Here is a 20,898-nt window from a genome sequence, read left to right as displayed (position 1 = left end):
TATCAAAATTGAAGCTTTAAAGGAGTGGAGGGAATGTTCTATTTTTATATAGTAATAGCGCTTATAGCATTACTGGCAGCTTATACACTTCTAAGAAATAAAAATGATGAGGAACATAACTTAATGGAGGATGTTCCTACAATTAGCGTTAATAAAGAAGAGCTGGAAAAGCATGCTGCTCAGATTTCTCAATATTATTCTACAGTTGCAAGAAAAAGCAATTGCCGAAGAAGATTAATGCAGAGCCTGGACATAAGTTATAGTAAGATATTAAGGACCTATGAGTACATAGATAAGGAAGCAAAGTATAAAAGAGAAGTAGTGCCTGCAGCTGAATGGATGCTTGATAATTTATATTTAATAGAAAGAGAATATAAGGATATAAAGTATAACATGCCAAACTCTTATTATAGAGGGCTGCCTGTAATTAAAAAAGGTATATTGAAGGGATATCCTAGAGCCTATCATTTAGCAGTAGAGCTTGTTTCTCATACAGATGGAAGAGTTGATGAAACCACAATAGAAACTTTCTTAAATGCTTATCAGAAAAACACTATGCTTACTATGGGTGAGCTTTGGGCTATGCCTATAATGATTAGAATTGCATTAATTCAAAACATAAGCAAAATAGCTGAAAGAATAATTTACGCTCAGGAAGAAAAAAAGAAAGGAGATATATTAGCTGAGAGAATAATAAACGCTTATACAGAAAACAAACTTGAAGAAGAGTTAGTAACTTTGGCTGGTAATGGTGATGTATTAAGCTCACATTTTACAGAAAGATTTTTAAAGATATTAAGAGACAACGGAATAGATAATCTTGAAGTATATAAATGGATTGATGAAAAACTTGAATTTCAGCAGACTACAGCTGAAAAAATGATAAATATGGAACATCAAAAGCAGGCAGGATTTCAGATATCCATAGGAAATTCCATAACAAGCATAAGGGAGATTGGTGCACTTAATTGGAGAAATACTTTCGAGAAGCTAAGCTTTGTTGAAAGAATTTTGAGGGAGGATCCTGCTGATGTATATAAGGCTATGGATTTTGAGTCACGAGATAATTACAGACACAAGGTTGAGAAAATTGCTGAGCAGGTAAACCTAGCTGAAGCAGTGGTTGCAAAAAAAGCTGTAGAGTGCGCAGAAGCTGCTGGAGATAGTATAGATTATGAAAAACATGTTGGTTATTATCTTCTAGATGAGGGTGTAAGAAGACTGATTGGTTCCCTTAATTATCATTACAAAGGGCTTAGAAGAATAAAGGAGCTCATAGGAAGACATAAAGTCAGTTTCTATATCGGAAGTATATTGTTTGGCACACTTCTAATATGCTCCTTGGCAATAGGAATAGTAAGCTACGGCAGAAGCGAACCAATATGGAAATATGTAATTGCTGCACTAGCACTTTTAATACCCTGCAGTGAGATAGTTGTTTCAGTTTTAAACTGGAGTATTAACAGGTTAACTTCTCCTAGGTTTGTTCCTAAACTTGAACTAAAGGAAGGAATACCTGAAGAAAACAGTGCTATAGTTGTTATTCCGACCCTTCTAAATAGTGAAGACAGAGTACATCAACTAATAAGTGATATGGAAGTTTATTATCTTGCAAACCAAGAAAAAAATCTATATTTTGCGCTTTTAGGGGATTTTAAAGACAGTTTTTTCGAAAGGGAAGAAGATGACGATATCATAGTTGAAGCAGCACTAAATGATATTGAAACTCTGAATAAAAAGTATTCTCATAACGGAGAAGATATTTTTTATTTTCTAAATAGATACAGACAGTATAACGAAAAGGAAGAAGTTTGGCTTGGATGGGAAAGAAAACGCGGCAAGCTTATGGAATTTAATGCTCTTCTAAGAGGAGATACATCCACAAGCTATAATGTTATAAGCGGAAGTATAGCAAAGCTTCAAAATATAAAATACGTTATAACCCTAGATGCAGATACGGAATTAGCAAGAAGCGTTGCAAGAAAGCTAATAGGAGCAATGACACATATGCTTAACAAACCCCATATAGATTATGAAAACAAAAAGGTTTTAAGAGGTTATGGCTTAATGCAGCCTAGAGTCAGTGTAGGGATAATGGCAGCAAATAAAACTATGTTCTCTAAGATTTTTTCGGGGGAAACAGGTATTGACCTATACACTACTGCTGTGTCAGATGTGTATCAAGATGTTTTTGGAGAGGGTATTTTTACCGGTAAAGGTATTTATGATGTAGATGTCTTTAACTTCATGCTTAAGGATGAGATTCCAGAAAATAAAGTTCTTAGTCATGATTTACTAGAAGGCTCTTATGTGAGAACAGCTTTAGTTACTGACGTAGAGCTTATTGATGGTTATCCTGCTTACTATAACTCGAGTTCTATGAGGCTTCACAGATGGATAAGAGGAGACTGGCAAATAGCTGGATGGATAACTAAAAAATCTCCTCTAAATGCTTTATCAAGATGGAAGATAGTTGACAATTTAAGGAGAAGTCTTTTGACTCCGTCTATAATTCTTTTAGTTATTCTAGCTTTTTGGATATTACCACAAAGTGATGAATGGCTGATAATATCAGTGCTTGCGCTACTTTGCCCCATATTGTTTGATGTCTCTGAAGCCGTTGCAGCACCAATAAAGGGAATAAGTTTGTCAGGAAGAATAAATAGCGGAAAAATGGCAGTAGAACAGATTTTTTTGATCTTCTGCTTCTTGCCTTATCAAGCCTATCTAATGATGGATGCAATAGTAAGGACAGTTTACAGACTTAAAATAAGCAAGAGAAAGCTGTTAGAATGGCAGACAGCTGCCGATGTAGAAGCAAAGCTAGGAAGAAAAGCAGAAAACTTTATAGCTTCCATGTGGCCTGGCAGCTTAATAGCAGTTCTAATATTAGCTTTAGCTTTTAATAATTCAACTAGTTCAGGATTTTTGATGCTGCCTTCCTGCTTGTTTTGGCTTATAAGTCCGCTTATAGCTTATTTAATTAGCCTGGACAAAAAAGCAGCAGTAGTTGAGCTTGGTAAAGAAGAAGCTAAGCTGCTTAGGAAGTTTAGTAGAAAAACCTGGGCTTACTTTGAGGATTTCGTTAATGAGCAGAATAATTACTTAGCTCCAGATAATTTTCAAGAGGAACCGCCTAATGGTGTTGCACCAAGAACATCTCCAACGAACATGGGCATGGGGTTAACTTCAAACTTAGTTGCCTATGATTTAGGGTATATTGGAATTAATGAGACAGTAGAAAGACTGGATAAAATACTAAAGGGTATGGAAGCCTTAGAGAAATATAAAGGTCATTTTTACAACTGGTATGATACAGTTACTGCTAAACCTCTTAATCCTAAGTATGTATCAACAGTAGACAGTGGAAATCTTGTAGGATATTTATGGTTAGCAGCAGAGAGTTTGGAGGAATATAGTAATGCTCCTATATTATCCAGCAACAAACTGGAAGGTATTTGCGATACCTTGGAGCTAAGTAGTCTAGATATTGAAAAAGCTTCAGGAATTAAAGATTTCTACTCTATGATAATAGATAATATAAAAAAATCCCCCTTGGATATAGTTGGATGGAAAGACACCTTGTGGGAGATTTATAATAAGATAATTGAAGTAGAAAAAATAGAGGGTTGTGAAAATTTATATTGGAATTTAAAGGCTAAACATGATATAAGCAGATACATTGATGAAATTCAGAAGCTGTTTCCATGGACTGAACTCATTATTAAAGCACCAGAAGACATGAAAAACCTAATTGATATGCTTAAGCTATTACCAAGGCAAACTTCCTTGAAAAAATTTAATGAAGAGCTTGATAAAATAAAGTTTCCAAAAGCAAGTTCTGAAGGAAGAGAGTGGTTAGAGAAGCTTGAACTGCTGTTAGAGAAAGGTAAGAAAGAGATAGAGGATATATTAATTAGAATTGAAAATATAAAAGGCAGACTTAACAAAATGGCTGAAGAAACTAGCTTTACAATGCTCTATGATAAAAATAGAGAGCTGTTTGCTATTGGCTATGATGTGGAGAAGGATACTTTAGGAAATTCTCACTATGATCTATTGGCTTCTGAATCAAGGCAGGCTAGTTTTGTAGCTATAGCAAAGGGAGAAATTGGTCATAAACATTGGTTTAGACTAGGTAGAGCTATGACATTGATGGGAAGAAGTAAAGGATTAGTTTCTTGGAGCGGAACCATGTTTGAGTATTTTATGCCTCTATTAATAATGAAGAATTATCCTGATTCACTTTTAAATGAAACCTATAGAGCAGTTATTGAAGGCCAAAAAAAGTATGCAAGAGAAAGAAAAGTGCCTTGGGGTATTTCTGAATCTGCTTACAATACCTTTGACCCAGCCTTGAATTATCAATATAAAGCTTTTGGTATTCCAGGTATCGGACTTAAGAGAGGTCTTGCAAATGAGCTTGTAATATCACCATATTCTACTGTTATGGCGCTGCAAGTAGACTTGCATGGAGCTATAGATAACATGAAGAGGCTTATTGAAGAAGGTTTGGAAGGTCGATATGGTTTTTATGAAGCTGCAGATTATACGAAAGAAAGGATTCCAAAGGGAAAGCAAAAGTCATTAATTAAGTGTTTTATGGTTCACCATGAAGGAATGAGCCTAATGGCTCTTAACAATGTTTTAAACAATAATATACTTCAGGAGCGTTTTCATAGAATCCCTCAGATAAAAGCAACCGAGCTTTTACTTCAGGAAAGAGTTTCAAAAAGAGTAGTGTATGATAGAGAACAGAATTTTGAAGTTGTTGATTTAACTACAGAAAAACAAAATATTGTAGTTAGAACCTTTAATACTGCAAATACACCAATGCCTGAGACACATCTGCTTTCCAATGGTGCATATTCTATTATGCTTACTAATAGCGGAAGCGGTTATGGGAAGCTTAACGATATGACTGTTTATAGGTGGAGAGAGGATCTAACTCTAGATAATACTGGCATGTTTTTCTATATAAAGAACTTAAATTCAAATGAATACTGGAGTGCTTCCTATGAGCCCTGCAAGCAGGAGGGAGAAGGTTATGAGGTGATTTTTTCTCTTGATAAGGCAGAATTTAAGAGAAAAGATGGCGGTCTTTCAACGCATACAGAAATTGCAGTTTCTCAAGAGGATAATGCTGAGGTTAGAAAATTATCCATAACAAACCACAGTGAACACATAAGAACAGTTGAAGTAACCAGCTATTGCGAAGTAACTCTGGCACCATATAATGCAGATATTGTGCATCCAACCTTTAGCAATCTATTTATAAGAACAGAATTTATAGATAATCCTTGCTGCATTATTGCTAACAGAAGACCAAGGGCAAAGGGTCAGAAAAAACCTCATGTAGTTCAGACAATATCAATTCATGGTGAAACCGTGGGGACTATTCAATATGAAACCAGCAGAGCAAACTTTTTAGGAAGAGGAAGAGATGTTTCTAATCCTCAGGTAATGGAAAATGATGCTCCTCTTAAAAATTCTGTTGGTGCTGTATTAGATCCTATTATAAGTATAAGAAGAAGGATTAAGATTAAATCTGGTGAAACCGTTAAAATTGCGTATACTACAGCTGTTGCGGACACTAGAGAAGAGGCTATTGAGCTTGGAAGAAAATACAGTGAAATGCACAATGTTGATAGAGTATTTGAGCTTGCTTGGACTCAAACGCAGGTTGAGATGAAATACTTGGGTGTAAAATCTACTCAAGCAAATTTGTATCAACATATGGCTTCTAAAATTCTATTTATCAATACTAATTTAAAAAGCAGAGCAGAATTTATTAAGAACATTAAAAAGTCTCAGTCTGCTTTATGGCCCTATGGAATTTCAGGTGACTTGCCAATACTTCTTGTAGTTGTGAGAAAAGAAGAAGATATGGACTTGGTAAGACAGGCACTTCAAGCGCATGAGTATTTAAGCAATAAGGGTTTAAAAATAGATTTAGTTGTAATAAATCTTCAAAACACGCTGTATACACAGCCGCTGCAGGATGCAATTAGAGATTTGATATCTTCAAGCCATGCAAGAGATAAGCAAAACAAGCCTGGAGGTGTATTCCTTCACAGTAAAGGAAGCATGGCGATAGAAGATGTTGAATTTATAATGTCTATAGCCAGACTTGTTATTGATTCAGAGAAGGGAAGCCTAATGCATCAGCTTAGTGGAAGTGAAGAAACACAGGAAACTAGAGAACTAATGGACATAAAAGAGCAAAGCTACGATATAGTTCAACACAGCTTCCCGCATTTGGAACTAGAATACTTTAACGGACTTGGTGGTTTCGATACAGAAAATGATCAATATACTATAATTCTTAAAGAAAATAGAAACACGCCTGCACCTTGGATTAATGTTATATCTAATGGACAGTTTGGTTTCCATATTTCAGAAAGTGGAAGCAGCTATACCTGGTACAAAAACAGCAGAGAAAACAAAATTACTCCATGGTCAAACGATCCTGTAACTGATCCTCCTACTGAAGCCTTATATTTAAGAGATGAAGTGACAGGGGAGCTTTGGGGTATAACTCCTAAGCCTTTAAGAGGAAGTGGAGAATATATCATTGAGCATGGCTATGGCTATTCAAACTTTAAACACCAGGCTCATGGAATAGTTGGAGAGATGACTGTTTTTGCTCCTATGGATGAAAGTGTTAAGCTTTGTTTAATAAACCTAAAGAACAATAGCAAGCAGGAGAGAAAATTATCATTAACCTATTATGCACAGTTAGTTTTAGGTGTAGTTCCACAGCAAACAGCTCAATATATATCTAGCTACCTGGACGAAGATAAAAACTTTATTTACGCACAAAATCCATATAGCGAACACTTTGGAAGAGCTTATGCTTATCTTAGGATAGCAGGAGGGAGTGAGGAGTCCTATACAGGTAATAGAATTGAATTTTTAGGAAGAAATGGAGACGCTAATACTCCTCGGGCATTAAAATATAAAATGTTATCAAATGAAGTTGGTGCAGGCTACGACCCTTGTCTTGCCTCCAATGCAAAGATAACCATGGCACCAGATGAAGTAGCGCACCTTATAGTTATGCTTGGTCAAAATGAAAGCTTAGATAAAATTAAAGAAATTTCTAAGGAGTTTAGCAATATAGAAAGAGTTGAAGAAAAGCTTATAGAAGTTAAAAACTTCTGGAAGAGCTTGTTGCACAGAATTCAAGTCAAAACACCTGACAAAACCATGGATATTATGCTTAATGGGTGGCTTATGTATCAAACTTTATCCTGCAGATATTGGTCTAGAACAGCATTCTATCAGTCAGGTGGAGCAATAGGTTTTAGAGATCAGCTTCAGGATGTTATGGCTATAGGCTATCTAAACCCTGAATACACAAAGGAGCAGATACTCCACAGTGCTTCGAGGCAGTTTGTTGAAGGAGATGTTCAGCACTGGTGGCATCCTGTTGTCAACAGTGGTATTAGAACAAGATTTTCAGATGACCTTTTATGGCTGCCTTATGTAACTATAGATTACGTAAAGACTACAGGTGACTATAGTATCTTAGACGAAGTGGTTGGCTACCTTGAAGACGAACCTTTAAGAGAAGGGGAGGATGAAAGATATAAAATCAGTCCACCATCAGACAAGAGCGGAACCATTTATGAGCACTGTATAAAAGCTATAGAAATTTCCTTAAAGTTTGGAAAACACAACATACCTTTAATGGGCAGCGGAGACTGGAATGATGGTATGAGTACAGTAGGAAATGAAGGCAAGGGCGAGAGCGTATGGCTCGGATGGTTCCTTTACAGCATTTTGGATAACTTTAAAGAACTGTGCAGTTATAAAGGTGACAAGGAAAGAGAAGTTAAATATGAGGAGATGAAAGAGTTCATTGGAGAGAATCTTGAAAAGAATGCTTGGGATGGCGGTTGGTACAGAAGAGCTTACTTTGACGATGGAACTCCTCTAGGGTCTATGGAAAATGATGAATGCCAGATAGATTCCTTGTCTCAATCCTGGGCTGTAATATCTGGAGCTGGAAGACGCTCGCGTGTTGAGGAGGCTATGGAAGCTTTAGAAAGACACCTAGTTAAAGAAGATAAAGGAATGGTGCTTTTATTAACCCCAGCCTTTAATAATTCAAAGCTTGAGCCTGGATACATCAAAGGTTATGTGCCGGGTGTTAGAGAAAATGGAGGGCAGTACACCCATGCTTCAACTTGGGTGGTTCTGGCTCTTGCTAAACTTGGATACGGTCATAAGGCGTGGAAGATTTACCACATGATTAATCCTATAAACCATGCTAAATCTCATCTTGATTATGAAAGATACAAGGTTGAGCCTTATGTTATGACTGCAGATGTATATGCTACTGAAGGACATGAAGGCAGAGGAGGCTGGAGCTGGTATACTGGAGCTTCAGGCTGGATGTATAGGGTTGGCATTGAAGGGATACTTGGACTAAAGATGAAAGGCAATAAAGGCTTCACTGTTGAACCAGTAATCCCTGAGGAGTGGAAAGGCTACCAAATTTACTATCAAAAAGGTGATTGTTCATATCACATTGAGATTAAAAGAGGAGATAAAAAAGAAATCTATCTTGATGGGAAGCTTCTTGAAGACAGCATAATACCATACATGGAAGCAGGAGATCATACTGTAGAAGTAAATATTTAAATAGTAAACAAAATTTAAACAATGGAACTAAAGTAATATTTAGCCATCTTTATATATTATAATATAAAGGTGGTTAAATTTTTATTTAATGTATAGGGGGAATTGGTTATGACAGAACTAAAACAAGTTTTTAAATGCGAGATCTGCGGAAACATGGTAGAAGTAATTCATGCTTCTGGTGGAACCTTAACCTGCTGCAAGCAGCCTATGAAGCTAATGGTAGAAAACACTACAGATGCAGCTAAGGAAAAGCATGTTCCAGTTGCTGAGAAAGTAGAAGATGGTATATTAATTAAAGTTGGATCAGTGGACCACCCAATGCTTGAAAATCATTATATTGAGTGGATAGAGGTTCAAACAGCAAATAAGATATATAGAAAATATTTAAAGCCAGGAGAAAAGCCAGAAGCTTTCTTTGCTATAAATGAAGAAGTATTAGCAGTAAGAGAATACTGCAACCTTCATGGCTTATGGAAGGCCTAAGACAAGTAAATAATTTTTCAAAAGATTGTCAATAATATTGTTGACAATCTTTTTATTTGGGAATATTATAAGATAAAGACAATCGCATAAAGCCGTTAGAAGAGAAGCAAGTAAGTTTAAAAACAGATTCACAGAGAGCTGCAGTTGGTGAAAATGCAGCATTTATGCTTAAGCTGAATGGGTCTCAGAGGTTGGGGATGAATTTTAGTAGTCTTTCACGTAAGCCTTACGTTATAAAGGCAGGATATTATTGTATCTGTAACGAGGAAAAGCTATATGCTTTTCGAATTTAGGTGGTACCGCGTAAATTACGCCCTAAGGCTTGTAAAATGCCTTAGGGCTTTTTTAATGTAAATTTTTAAAATGGAGGAATTAAGCATGGATGAGAAGAAAAAGGTTATTTTCAGTGGAATTCAACCATCTGGGCAACTAACTTTAGGTAATTATTTAGGAGCTATAAAGAATTGGGTAAAGCTTCAAGATGAATATGATTGCTATTTTTGTGTTGTTGATTTGCATGCAATAACCGTAAAACAGGAGCCGAAGGATTTGAGAGCTAGAACCTTGGAGGTTATGGCTATATATATCGCTGCTGGAATTGTTCCAGAGAAAAATACTATATTTATTCAATCCCACGTTCCAGCGCACTCTGAAGCAGCATGGCTGTTAAACTGCTATACCTATATGGGTGAGCTGAGCAGAATGACACAATTTAAGGATAAGTCACAAAGGTATGGAGAATCTATTGCTGCTGGGTTATACAATTACCCTGTGCTTATGGCGGCAGACATTTTGTTGTACCAGACAGATTTAGTGCCAGTAGGAAGCGATCAAAAGCAGCACCTTGAGCTAGCTCGTGACATCGCTCAAAGATTCAATGGACTATATAGTGAAACCTTTGTAATTCCAGAGCCGTACATTGCTCAAACTGGAGCGAAGATAATGGATTTACAAACGCCTACAAAGAAAATGTCAAAGTCTGAGGATAATCCAAACAGCTATATTTTAATTATGGATCCACCAGAGGTTATAAGAAAGAAGGTGAGCAGAGCTGTAACTGACAGTGTAGGAGAAGTTAGATACAGCGATGAACAGCCAGGGGTTAAAAATTTAATTACAATATTAAGTACAATAACAGGTCAAACTCCAAAAGAAATAGAAAACAAGTATGCTGGTCAGGGATATGCTCAATTTAAAAATGATGTAGGAGAGGCAATAGTAGGTGAGCTTGAGCCAATTCAAAAGAAGGTTAAAGAAATTTTAGCTGACAAGTCATACCTAGAAAATATCTATAAAACTGGCGCTCAGAAAGCCGAATATTCAGCTCGCAAAACATTATCCAAGATGCAGAGAAAAATTGGTTTTATCCCTGCAGCTAGATAAATATTTATGATTTAGGCAATATTAAAAAGTAATTAATCTGTAAGTCATGCAGCAAATCTAATAGACAAAGGTATTTGCTGCATGATTTTTATATTTATAAATTGATGTAAAAAAATGATATAGGAATATATAAATATTTGAATAAAGGAACAAATAATAATTTAAAAAGATATTAGAATGTGTCTTAGAGGCTTAATATTAGTAAAGGATAGAAGGAAATTAAAATCTAATTAGGCTTCTTAAGATTTTGTTTAGAGAAGTTTAAGGAATAATATGTAGAAATGATATTTAAAAAAGGTTATAATCAAATTTGTGTGAAAATATACTATGAGTCTTTAATTACATAGGAGGTCAAAATGAAATATTTAGTTAACTTTTTAAAAGGCTTAGCTATAGGTATAGCTACACTAGTACCTGGTGTAAGCGGTGGTACTATGGCGGTAATACTAGGAGTTTATGATGATTTAATACATGCTGTAAGTTCATTCTTTAGTAACTGGAGAAAGCACATTGTTATACTTTTAGAAATTGGATTTGGAGGTCTTGTTGGTATAGCTTTATTCAGCAGGCTTCTTGAAAATGTAACTACAAAATATCCTTTTATTATGGGATTTTTCTTTATTGGAGTTATATTTGGAGGATTGCCTGTCTTATTTAAGAAGGCAGCATCAGGAACTAGAAGCAAGACCGACTGGATTTATTTTGTGGTAGGATTAGTAATAGTTCTTGTAATGGCTTGGGAGCCAAGTGCTACAACTACTTTGGCAACTAGACAGGACTTATTAAGTATAATCTTTCTTTTCATAGGTGGAATTGTTATAGCTATAGCGCTAATTTTACCTGGAATAAGTGCCTCCTTTATGCTTTATGTATTAGGATTATATAATGTTACCTTGAATGCTATTAATACTAGAAATATTCCATTCTTAATTCCATTAGGATTGGGTGTTGCATTGGGAACATTAGGAACTGCTAAAACTATCGAGAAACTTTTAGAGAAGCATCCAAGCAAAACTTATATGCTTATTATAGGTTTTGTTTTAGGTTCACTATTGCCTGTATTCCCAGGAGTGCCTTCAGGTATGTCAATAGTTACTTCACTATTAGCTCTTGCACTTGGATTCCTGTTAATAAACTGGCTAAGCAAGAAGGAAATTTAGATTATAACCAATAATAATACGCTTTTAACCAAATAGATTGGCAAAGCAGTTGCTTTAATAATAGTGTACTCGTTAGGAGATAATAAAAATATTAGGCTCCACGAGGAACACTATTTTTATTTATTGAAATGTTTTCAGTTAACTAATATAATTATAGTATGATTTTATGGGGCAATAATATCTACATAAATTAGTTTTTAGAAGTCTTTGTAAAGGTTTTCGTGAGGCTTTTAAATCATGGGGGGATTTAATGCAGAACGTATATTTACGATTTAGACGGAAAATACGACCTAAAAATACTTTTCATAAATTAATGCTTTCCTATGTTTTTCTCATATTTCTTATGCTACTAACTTCAATGCTTGTATTATATGAAGGTTATAAGCAGCAAATGATAGATCAGTCAAATACAGTATCAGAAAAGTTTATAAATCAAGGAGAATATTATACGCAGTATACTCTTGGATGGGCTAGATCTTACATATATCAGCTGTATTTGGACGAGCAGGTTTATAATTTGATGTTTGCTTCCAATGATGACTCGCAGCTGGTTTCTACACGATATTTAAAAATAAAACAAGCTGCAACTATGATTCCATCAGTTCAATCTGTATATGTATACAACCGAAATACTAAAATGATATACTCTTCAGACGGTAACACCTCCTATTATTCTTTATTTTATGATAGCGATATAGCTAACATAATTAGAGATACCAGCGAATCAATGAGCACTAAGTTTATTCCACGACAGATAACTGTACCTATAAACGGAACAGAATATAAGAAAAATGTGCTTACAATAATTTTATCTAATACCAAAGCAGACGCAGACGGCACACCCTATGGAGCGATAGTTTTAAACTTAGATGCTGATGCAGTACAAGCCTATTTTGAAAACATATCAGAAAAAGACTATAATTTAATAGCTGTAAATACAAAAGGACAAATAGTATTAAGCTCCAACAGGGGTACATTTCTACAGGATGTATCTAGGCTCGATTATGTAGGAATAATACTGAAGGCTGAAAACAAAACAGGAAGTTTTTTATCAAATATAAGTGGCAAGCCATCCATTGTAACTTACAGATATAGTGAAGAACTGGGCTTATTTTTATTAAATATAGTGAAGTATGAAACTTTCATGGGAAGTATTAAAGGAATGCTTAAAATTTTAATTTCAACATTTATAATTTTATTCATTTTTGGTGTAGCCTTTTCTGTGTTTTCATCAAAAAGAATATACACACCAATTGCTAATACCGTGAGTTCAGTGAAGCGTTATTTAAATGTTGACAACGACTTAAGTACTGAGCTTGGAGTTGATGAAGAATCAAAGAATGAAATGGAATATGTAACTAGAGTTATAGAGAGGCTTATGAATGAGCCTATATCCTTTGGTAAGCTTTCAGATAAAGATTTAAGTTTTATAAAGAAACAGCTTCTTAAGGGGCTGCTTTTAAATACAGTAACAGAACTTGAAGGTTTTAAGGAGAAGCTAGAGGAAGCTGGTTTTAGGACCGAAGGTGAAAACTTAATCGCTATTGTATATAAGATAGATTATTATAAGGGATTGCTTAAAACAAAAAGTAGCGATGAGATTAATGTGTTAAAAAGCAGTTTGTGCGAGGAACTCATGGTTATATCAAAAAGGTACTTTGAGGGTGAAGTTATAGGTATGGAAGAGAATGAAATATGTCTAATAATAAAAACTAGGGATAAATCGGAAGAAGCTGTATCTGCAAAATTAATAACACTAATTCAAGAAAGTCAATCAGAGCTTCTTAAAAATTTCAGTACTTCCTTATCTGTAGCTATAGGAAAAAGAGTTAGTACACCAGAAAAGCTAGCTGTATCTTATAAAACAGCTCAAGATTGCAGTCAGTATCGATTTAAATACGGCCAAAAATCAATATTGTTTAACGAAAAGATAACTGAAGGTATAATAAATTCTGCCAAATATGACGAGGCCATAGAGGAGTCTATTTTTAAGGCGGTTAAGCTAGGTAATATTGACGATGTAAAAGAAGATTTAGAAAAGCTGTTCAATACAATATTTAAAATGTCTTATAGCGATATTGTGATTTCAATCACTAAGTTTGGTATCAACTCACAAAAGGTTATAAACAATATTTATCAGTTGGGAAAAGAAAATGCCTATATAGACATAAGAGGATTTACAAATAACATATCTGACTACGAAACTATTGAAGAAGTCAAACGTTATTTTTTTGAGTTATTCACCAATGTAATCAATCAGCAAAAAGAAAAGAAAGCAAACAGAAAAAATGATGTTATTGAAAATGTAAAGAAATATATAAGAGATAATTATACCGACCCTTTACTTTCATTGGAGGTTATAGCTAATGAAATGAGATTTTCAACAAACTATCTGAGAACACTTTTTAAAGATGTTGAAGGAAAATCTATATCTAATTATATAAATGAAATAAGGTTTGAAAAAGCTAAAGAGCTTATAGAGACAACAGAGCTTACAGCTATAGAAATTTCATCAAAAATTGGATTTTCAAACTGCAATTATTTCTATACAGCCTTTAAAAAGCACTACGGCTTATCCCCTAACCAGTATAGAAATAATGTAAATAATGTATTTTAACAATTAAAATAAGAAAGTTTAGTAATAATAGAAAGGGTGATATGAAGATGGATTTATATCACCCTTTTCCTTTATTTATAGCTTTAAAGGGGTTACTTTATCAATAATTTAACAATGCTTTAAATTTTAAAGGAATAGTCAAGTTTTAAATATTATGAATTATGCCAATAGTAAATGTTTTCTTAAAATTTAAACTATAAAAAGTATTGATAGCATTTTATTATAATATCAACAGCAGGGACGAAAACAAAATCAATCAAAATATATTCTAATTAAAAAGGGGGACATATTAAATGAGAAAAAACTTATTAAAGGTACTTAGCCTGGCAGCTATTTCTGCATTATTGGTAGGTTCATTAGCTGGCTGCAGTAAGTCAGGGGGAACAAGCACAAGCGGACAACAGTCAACAGCATCCAAGGAAACTAGAATAGCAGTTGTATTAAAGGCTGTAAACAGCGACTACTGGAAAATAGTTAAGGCTGGAGCTGAAGATGCTGGAAAGGCATTAGGAGTTAAAGTAGATGTACTTGGACCAAATGCTGAAACTGACATAGCAGGACAGACTTCTATAATGGAAGACCAAATAGTTAAGAAGGTATCTGCTTTAGTAGTAGCTCCTTCACAGCCAAGTGCTGCAACAGCTACCTTTGATAAAGCAGATCAAGGAAAAATCCCAGTTCTTCTTATAGATACAAATGCTAATTGGGATAAGAAGAAATCCTTTATAGGTACAGGAAACCTTGCAGGTGGAGAGGTTGGTGGAAAGTTTATAGCAGGAAAACTTCAAAAGGGTGATGAGGTTGTCATTTTAAGAGGAGCTCTTGGTGATGGAACACACGATGAGCGTACAAATGGAGCTAAGAAGGCCATGGAAGATGCTGGTCTTAAGGTTGTGGCTGTACAACCAGCAAACAGTGACAGAAATATGGCTATGTCAGTTATGGAAAATCTAATTCAAACTTATCCAAATGTTAAAGCGGTATTCTGCTCAAACGATGAAATGGCTTTAGGTGCTAGCAGAGCTTTAATACAAGGTGGCAAGAAGAATGTTATAACTGTAGGCTTTGACGGTTCACCAGATGCTTTAAAGGCTATAAAGGCAGGAGAACTTACTGCTTCAGTTGCACAAAGTCCATACAACATTGGTAAATTCGGTGTAGAGGCAGCAGTTAAGGTTGCTAAGGGAGAGAGCATTGATGCAAGAATTGACACTGGAACATCGATGATTACAAGCGAGAATGTTGATAAGGCTCAAGCAGACTTAAATAAAATACTAGGAAAATAATATTAGAATACTTTGATAGAATTGAACCCAAGCCTTGGGTTCAATTCTTCAAATATTAAAGATTGGGGTGTTAGATAATATGCAGCCATTTTTGGAGTTAAAAGGAGTGTCGAAGGTTTTTCCAGGGGTTAGAGCTTTAGATTCTATTGATTTAGATATTTATCCAGGCGAAGTGCATGGACTTGTTGGTGAAAATGGAGCAGGTAAGTCAACCTTAATAAAGATACTTACTGGCGCACATAAAAATGAAGCAGGAAAGATACTTATAGAAGGCAAGGAAATACAACTTAATGGCCCAAGAGATGCAATGAAACACGGTATAACATCTATTTATCAAGAACTTAATATTGTTAAGCAACTTTCTGTGGCAGAAAATGTGTTTCTTGGAAGAGAGATTAAAAATGGTAATGGAAAAGGGCTTTTAAATATTAATGAAATGAGAAAAAAATCTGCTGAGCTTTTAGCAGAGCTCGGACAAAACATAGATACAAGAATGAACGTTGCTAAATTAGGAATAGGGCAGCAGCAGATGATAGAAATAGCTAAGGCACTTAGCATTAAGACAAAGCTTTTAATTATGGATGAACCTACTTCTAGCTTAACAGACAGGGAAGTGAAGGAACTTTTAAGAACTGTAAAAGAGCTAAAGGGCAAGGGAATAGCAGTAGTATATATATCTCATAGACTCGATGAGGTAATAGAAATATGCGATAGAGTTACTGTAATGCGAGATGGAAGAAAGATAGAAACTCTGCCAATCGAAAAGGTTAAGATAGATGGATTAATTAAGCTTATGGTTGGACGTAATTTGAATCATCAGTATCCCAAGATAGAAGCAAACCCTTCAGAAGAAGCGTTAAGAGTTGAAAAGTTACGCAAATTAGGAGTGTTTGAAGACGTATCCTTTAAGGTTAGAAGAGGTGAAATAGTAGGCTTTTCAGGGCTTGTTGGGGCGGGAAGAACAGAAGTTATGAGAGCTATCTTTGGGGTAGATGAATATGATTCAGGAGAAGTTTTTATAAATGGAAAGAAAGCCGAAATAACTTGCCCCAAAGATGCTATGAAACATGGAATAGCGTTTTTAACAGAGGATAGAAAGGGACAAGGTTTAGTGCTTGATAATACAATAGAATTCAATACGAATATAGCTTCATATGATAAAAATTCACCAGGAACTCTTCTAGATTTAAAAAGGCTAAAGAAGCTAACAAATGAAAAGATTAAAAAGCTAAATATAAATCCTCCCTCAGAAAGTTTTATAGTAAGACAGCTAAGCGGAGGAAACCAGCAGAAGGTTGTTATAGCTAAGTGGCTTAATACTCAAGCGGATATTTTCATATTTGATGAGCCCACAAGAGGAATTGACGTTGGGGCAAAGGTTGAAGTTTATAACGTTTTAAATTCACTTGTAGAGCAAAATTGTGCGGTAATAATAGTTTCATCAGAGCTTCCTGAAATACTTGGAATGAGCGATAGAATCTATGTTATGCATGAAGGTAAGATAACAGCAGAAATAGCTAGAAAAGATGCAAATCAAGAAAATATAATGCTTGCAGCATCAGGTGAAAATTAAGTGGTGTAAGGATTGATCGTTCTTACGTGCAATAAAAGAATTCAAAGGAGGATAAACAGCATGAGTAAAGTTGAAACTACAACCTTAAAGACAGAAAGATTTCAAATATCAGATAAAAAATCTACTAAGGATATAATAAATCAATTTGGTTCGTTACTTGGCTTAGTGATGTTATGTATTGCGCTTGCTTTTGCTTCAGAAAAGTTCTTTACATTGACTAATATCATGAACATTGCAAGGCAATCGGCTATCAACAGCCTAATTTCAGTAGGTATGCTTCTAGCAATATTAACCGCTGGTATAGACCTTTCGGTAGGTTCAATATTAGCTCTGTCAACTTGTTTAATGGGTGTTGCAATAATAAAATGGAACATCAATCCGTTCTTGGCTATGGGATTATGTCTCATAACCGGTGCAGGTTTAGGTTTTTTAAACGGAATTATGCTAACAAAGCTTAAGCTTCCTCATCCATTCATATCAACACTTGGTACAAAAAATATAGCTAGAGGCCTTGCACTTATATTAACAGCTGCATCACCGCTATCCGGTTTCCCAAAATCAGTTCAGTATTTAGGAGCAGCTTTTATAGGCCCAATACCTGTAAGTTTTATTTTAGTTATAATTGTATTTATAGCATTTTCTATTTTTCTAAACAGAAGTGCTCAGGGAAGATATATATACGCAGTTGGAGGAAATCCGGAAGCTGCAAAGCTATCTGGTATTAATGTAAGCTATACTCTAGTTCTTGTATATGTATTGTGCGGAACTATGGCTGCTTTAGGTGGAATTGTTCTTACTGGAAGAGTAAACGCTACATTCCCTCTAGCTGGCCTTGACTATGATCTAGATGCAATAGCAGCTTGTATCATAGGTGGAGCATCCTTCATGGGCGGCTCGGGTACGGTATGGGGAACTCTAATAGGTGCAATGATTATGGCTGTTTTAAGAAATGGTCTTAATCTTCTTGGAGTATCAGCTGATCTGCAGACTATTGCAATTGGAGCTGTTATTATCGGAGCTGTTTATGTAGATGTATTAAGAAGACAAGCATCAAATAAAGCAAAGACACAAGCAATTTAATGGAATTTGGGGTCTTTTAAGGACCCCAAACTTATAACAAAAAATGCATTGCAACCGTGTACAATTTTTGAGCAAAAACCTTTACAATGGGAATTTATAGAATTATAATTGAATTATGATAATAAAGAAAATTATCAAAAATATAGGAATATGATATGGTGATTAATATGCCAATTACAATTAGAGATATTGCAAAACTTGCTGGTGTAAGCCATGCAACTGTATCGCGAAGTCTAAATAACAGTCCTCTTGTTGCAGAGGAAACTCGGAAAAAGATAAATGAACTTGCTCAAAGTTTAGGTTTTCAGTTTAACGCAAATGCCAGGAGTTTAAGTACAAATAAATCTGGGACAATCTGCATTATTTATCCTGAAGCAAATGATGAACAAGTAGTTAGCATGTACTATTCATCTCTTATTAATCAGTTAAGGGATAGCCTTGAAAAAGTTGGTATAGATATAATAGTTACATTTCCAAGAAATAATTTTACCGGCGAAAGCAACATAAAAAGACTTATAGTAAGCAGGAAAATTGACGGGATTATGATTGTGCATCCTAACTTGGTCGATGTGGACGAGCAGGTTCTGCACTTTATTGAAATGTCTAAGGTGCCTTATGTATTTCTTCACCACTATCCTAGCTATGCACGTGAGAATACAGTTGATGCTATCTATACCGATCACGTAAGGGGAGGATATTTAGCAACAGAGCATTTAACAAAGCTAGGACATAAAAATATTGCTTGTATTACCTCCTTTAACCAGTCAAAGTCAACTGAGTTTATACAAAGAACAGAGGGGTATAAAGCGGCACTCAGCAGCTACGGTATACCGTTTGACAATGATCTGATTTTTAATGGAAACAGAGATATATTGTCTGGCTACAACATTATTAAGGAGAATATGGATAAGCTCTTGAGTAAATCGGTAACTGCAATATTCGCGCAAACAGACTTAATGGCAATAGGGGTAATGGAAGCCTTAAGGGAGCTTGGATACAGCATTCCAGAAGATTTTTCCGTAGTGGGCTATGATGATATAGAGCTTGTAAAAAGCTTTAAACCAAATCTTACAACAATACATCAGCCGAGAGAGGAAATTGCTTTTCTAGGCTGCGAAAGGCTGATTGATCTTATAAACGGCAAGAAAAAAAAGAAAACAATAAATATAATGCTTCAGCCAAAACTTATTGTAAGAGAGTCTACTAAAAATCTTATATAGATCATATATTTATATAGGAATGCACCCGGTTACATTGCTAGCATGTTCATGCTCTGCCCCAACTGTGGAGCTAAGTATAATAATATTATGGAGGCTAAAGATTTAAATAGTTTAGCTGGTAGTTTACCAATGAAAATAAGCATTTCTAGATACCCAGTGCTTATCAATAAGAGGAGGAAAGAAATATGGATTTAAGAGAAAGAGCCTTAAAAATGCATAAAGACTATGAAGGTAAAATAGCGCTTCAATGCAAGGTCCCATTAAAAACTAGAGAGGATATGACCCTTGCATACACGCCAGGGGTAGCAGAGCCTTGTTTGGAAATAGAAAAGGACTACAGCAAAATATATGATTATACTTCAAAAGGAAACCTGGTAGCAGTTGTTACTAATGGAACAGCAGTATTAGGATTAGGAGACATTGGAGCAGGAGCTGGAATGCCAGTTATGGAAGGAAAAGCAGTATTGTTTAAAGCCTTTGCGGGCGTAGATGCTTTTCCAATATGCCTAGATACTAAAGATGTAGACAAAATAATTGAAACAGTAAAACTTATGGAGCCAACCTTTGGTGGAATTAACCTTGAAGATATTAAAGCTCCAGAGTGTTTTGAAATTGAAGACAGATTGAAGGAAATATGTGATATTCCAATTTTTCACGATGACCAGCATGGAACAGCAGTAGTTACTGCAGCAGCTATGATAAATGCAATTAAGCTTACAAACAAAAAAGCTGAAAGTTTAAAGGTTGTTGTTAATGGTGCAGGAGCGGCTGGAACAGCAGTGACAAAGCTTCTTTTATCCATGGGAGTTAAGGATATAGTGGTATGTGATAGAAAAGGTGCTATATCAAAAGACAACCCAAAGCTAGACAGTGTAAAGGGAAGGCTAGCAGAAATAACAAATCCAGAACTGAGAAAAGGCCCATTAGCTGATGTTATTAAAGGAACAGATGTATTTATAGGAGTTTCAGCACCAGGTTCATTAACAACTGAAATGGTAAAGACCATGAATAAGGATAGCATGATCTTCGCTATGGCAAACCCAGTTCCAGAGATATATCCAGAGGAGGCAAAAGCAGGGGGAGCAAGAGTTATCGGCACAGGACGTTCAGACTTTCCAAATCAAATCAATAACGTACTTGCTTTCCCGGGGATTTTTAGAGGAGCTCTTGATGTGTGGGCAAGCCAAATTAATGAGGAAATGAAGATAGCAGCTGCTGAGGCTATAGCTAATGTTATAAGCGAGAAAGAACTTAACGAAGATTATATAATTCCACAAGTTTTTGATGAAAGAGTTGCACCTAGAGTTGCTGCTGCAGTTGCTGAAGCTGCAATAAAAACTGGTGTAGCGCGAAGAAAGGATATAACACCTGAATGGGTATTCAATCATACAAAACAGTTAACTAATAGCAAATAATAATACTAAGCAGGGGGCTTAAGGATTAACAA

The 20,898-nt window shown here is 35.3% G+C and carries 10 protein-coding genes and 1 other annotated feature; all 10 genes read left to right on the top strand.

The window, feature by feature from the left end:
• Window positions 1-33 precede the first annotated feature (33 nt).
• Complete coding sequence (locus NBE98_RS20960) at window positions 34-8,649, top strand: glycoside hydrolase family 94 protein (protein ID WP_250816948.1); 8,616 nt, start codon at window positions 34-36, stop codon at window positions 8,647-8,649.
• 108 nt (window positions 8,650-8,757) lie between these two features.
• Window positions 8,758-9,132 carry a desulfoferrodoxin gene (locus NBE98_RS20955; RefSeq protein ID WP_250816947.1) on the top strand — a complete coding sequence of 125 codons (375 nt, stop codon included), beginning with the start codon at window positions 8,758-8,760 and terminating at the stop codon, window positions 9,130-9,132.
• Window positions 9,133-9,218: 86 nt separating this feature from the next.
• Window positions 9,219-9,453: a binding site (T-box leader), on the top strand.
• A 57-nt stretch (window positions 9,454-9,510) separates the two neighbouring features.
• Entirely contained in the window at window positions 9,511-10,515 is a 1,005-nt protein-coding gene (gene trpS, locus NBE98_RS20950; protein WP_250816946.1) for a tryptophan--tRNA ligase, read from the top strand.
• Between the two features lie 356 nt (window positions 10,516-10,871).
• The gene (locus NBE98_RS20945; RefSeq protein WP_250816945.1) at window positions 10,872-11,675 is read left to right on the top strand and encodes a DUF368 domain-containing protein; all 804 of its coding nucleotides are present in this window, start codon (window positions 10,872-10,874) and stop codon (window positions 11,673-11,675) included.
• A 250-nt stretch (window positions 11,676-11,925) separates the two neighbouring features.
• Complete coding sequence (locus tag NBE98_RS20940) at window positions 11,926-14,292, top strand: helix-turn-helix domain-containing protein (RefSeq protein WP_250816944.1); 2,367 nt, start codon at window positions 11,926-11,928, stop codon at window positions 14,290-14,292.
• A gap of 293 nt (window positions 14,293-14,585) precedes the next feature.
• On the top strand, window positions 14,586-15,578 hold the full coding sequence (locus NBE98_RS20935; RefSeq protein WP_250816943.1) for a sugar ABC transporter substrate-binding protein: 993 nt from the start codon (window positions 14,586-14,588) through the stop codon (window positions 15,576-15,578).
• A 79-nt stretch (window positions 15,579-15,657) separates the two neighbouring features.
• Window positions 15,658-17,151, top strand: coding sequence for a sugar ABC transporter ATP-binding protein (locus NBE98_RS20930; RefSeq protein ID WP_250816942.1), 1,494 nt, complete (start codon window positions 15,658-15,660; stop codon window positions 17,149-17,151).
• Window positions 17,152-17,211: 60 nt separating this feature from the next.
• Window positions 17,212-18,231 carry an ABC transporter permease gene (locus tag NBE98_RS20925; RefSeq protein WP_250816941.1) on the top strand — a complete coding sequence of 340 codons (1,020 nt, stop codon included), beginning with the start codon at window positions 17,212-17,214 and terminating at the stop codon, window positions 18,229-18,231.
• 167 nt (window positions 18,232-18,398) lie between these two features.
• A complete protein-coding gene (locus NBE98_RS20920) occupies window positions 18,399-19,451 on the top strand; it encodes a LacI family DNA-binding transcriptional regulator (RefSeq protein WP_250816940.1) in 1,053 nt (350 codons plus the stop codon).
• A gap of 185 nt (window positions 19,452-19,636) precedes the next feature.
• Window positions 19,637-20,866 (top strand): NAD(P)-dependent malic enzyme, encoded by a 1,230-nt coding sequence (locus tag NBE98_RS20915; RefSeq protein ID WP_250816939.1) that lies wholly within the window; start codon window positions 19,637-19,639, stop codon window positions 20,864-20,866.
• Window positions 20,867-20,898: the final 32 nt, after the last annotated feature.

It is taken from the genome of Clostridium swellfunianum, assembly GCF_023656515.1.
Lineage (GTDB): Bacteria > Bacillota > Clostridia > Clostridiales > Clostridiaceae > Clostridium_AT > Clostridium_AT swellfunianum.
This window is presented reverse-complemented; position numbering and strand designations above follow the sequence as displayed.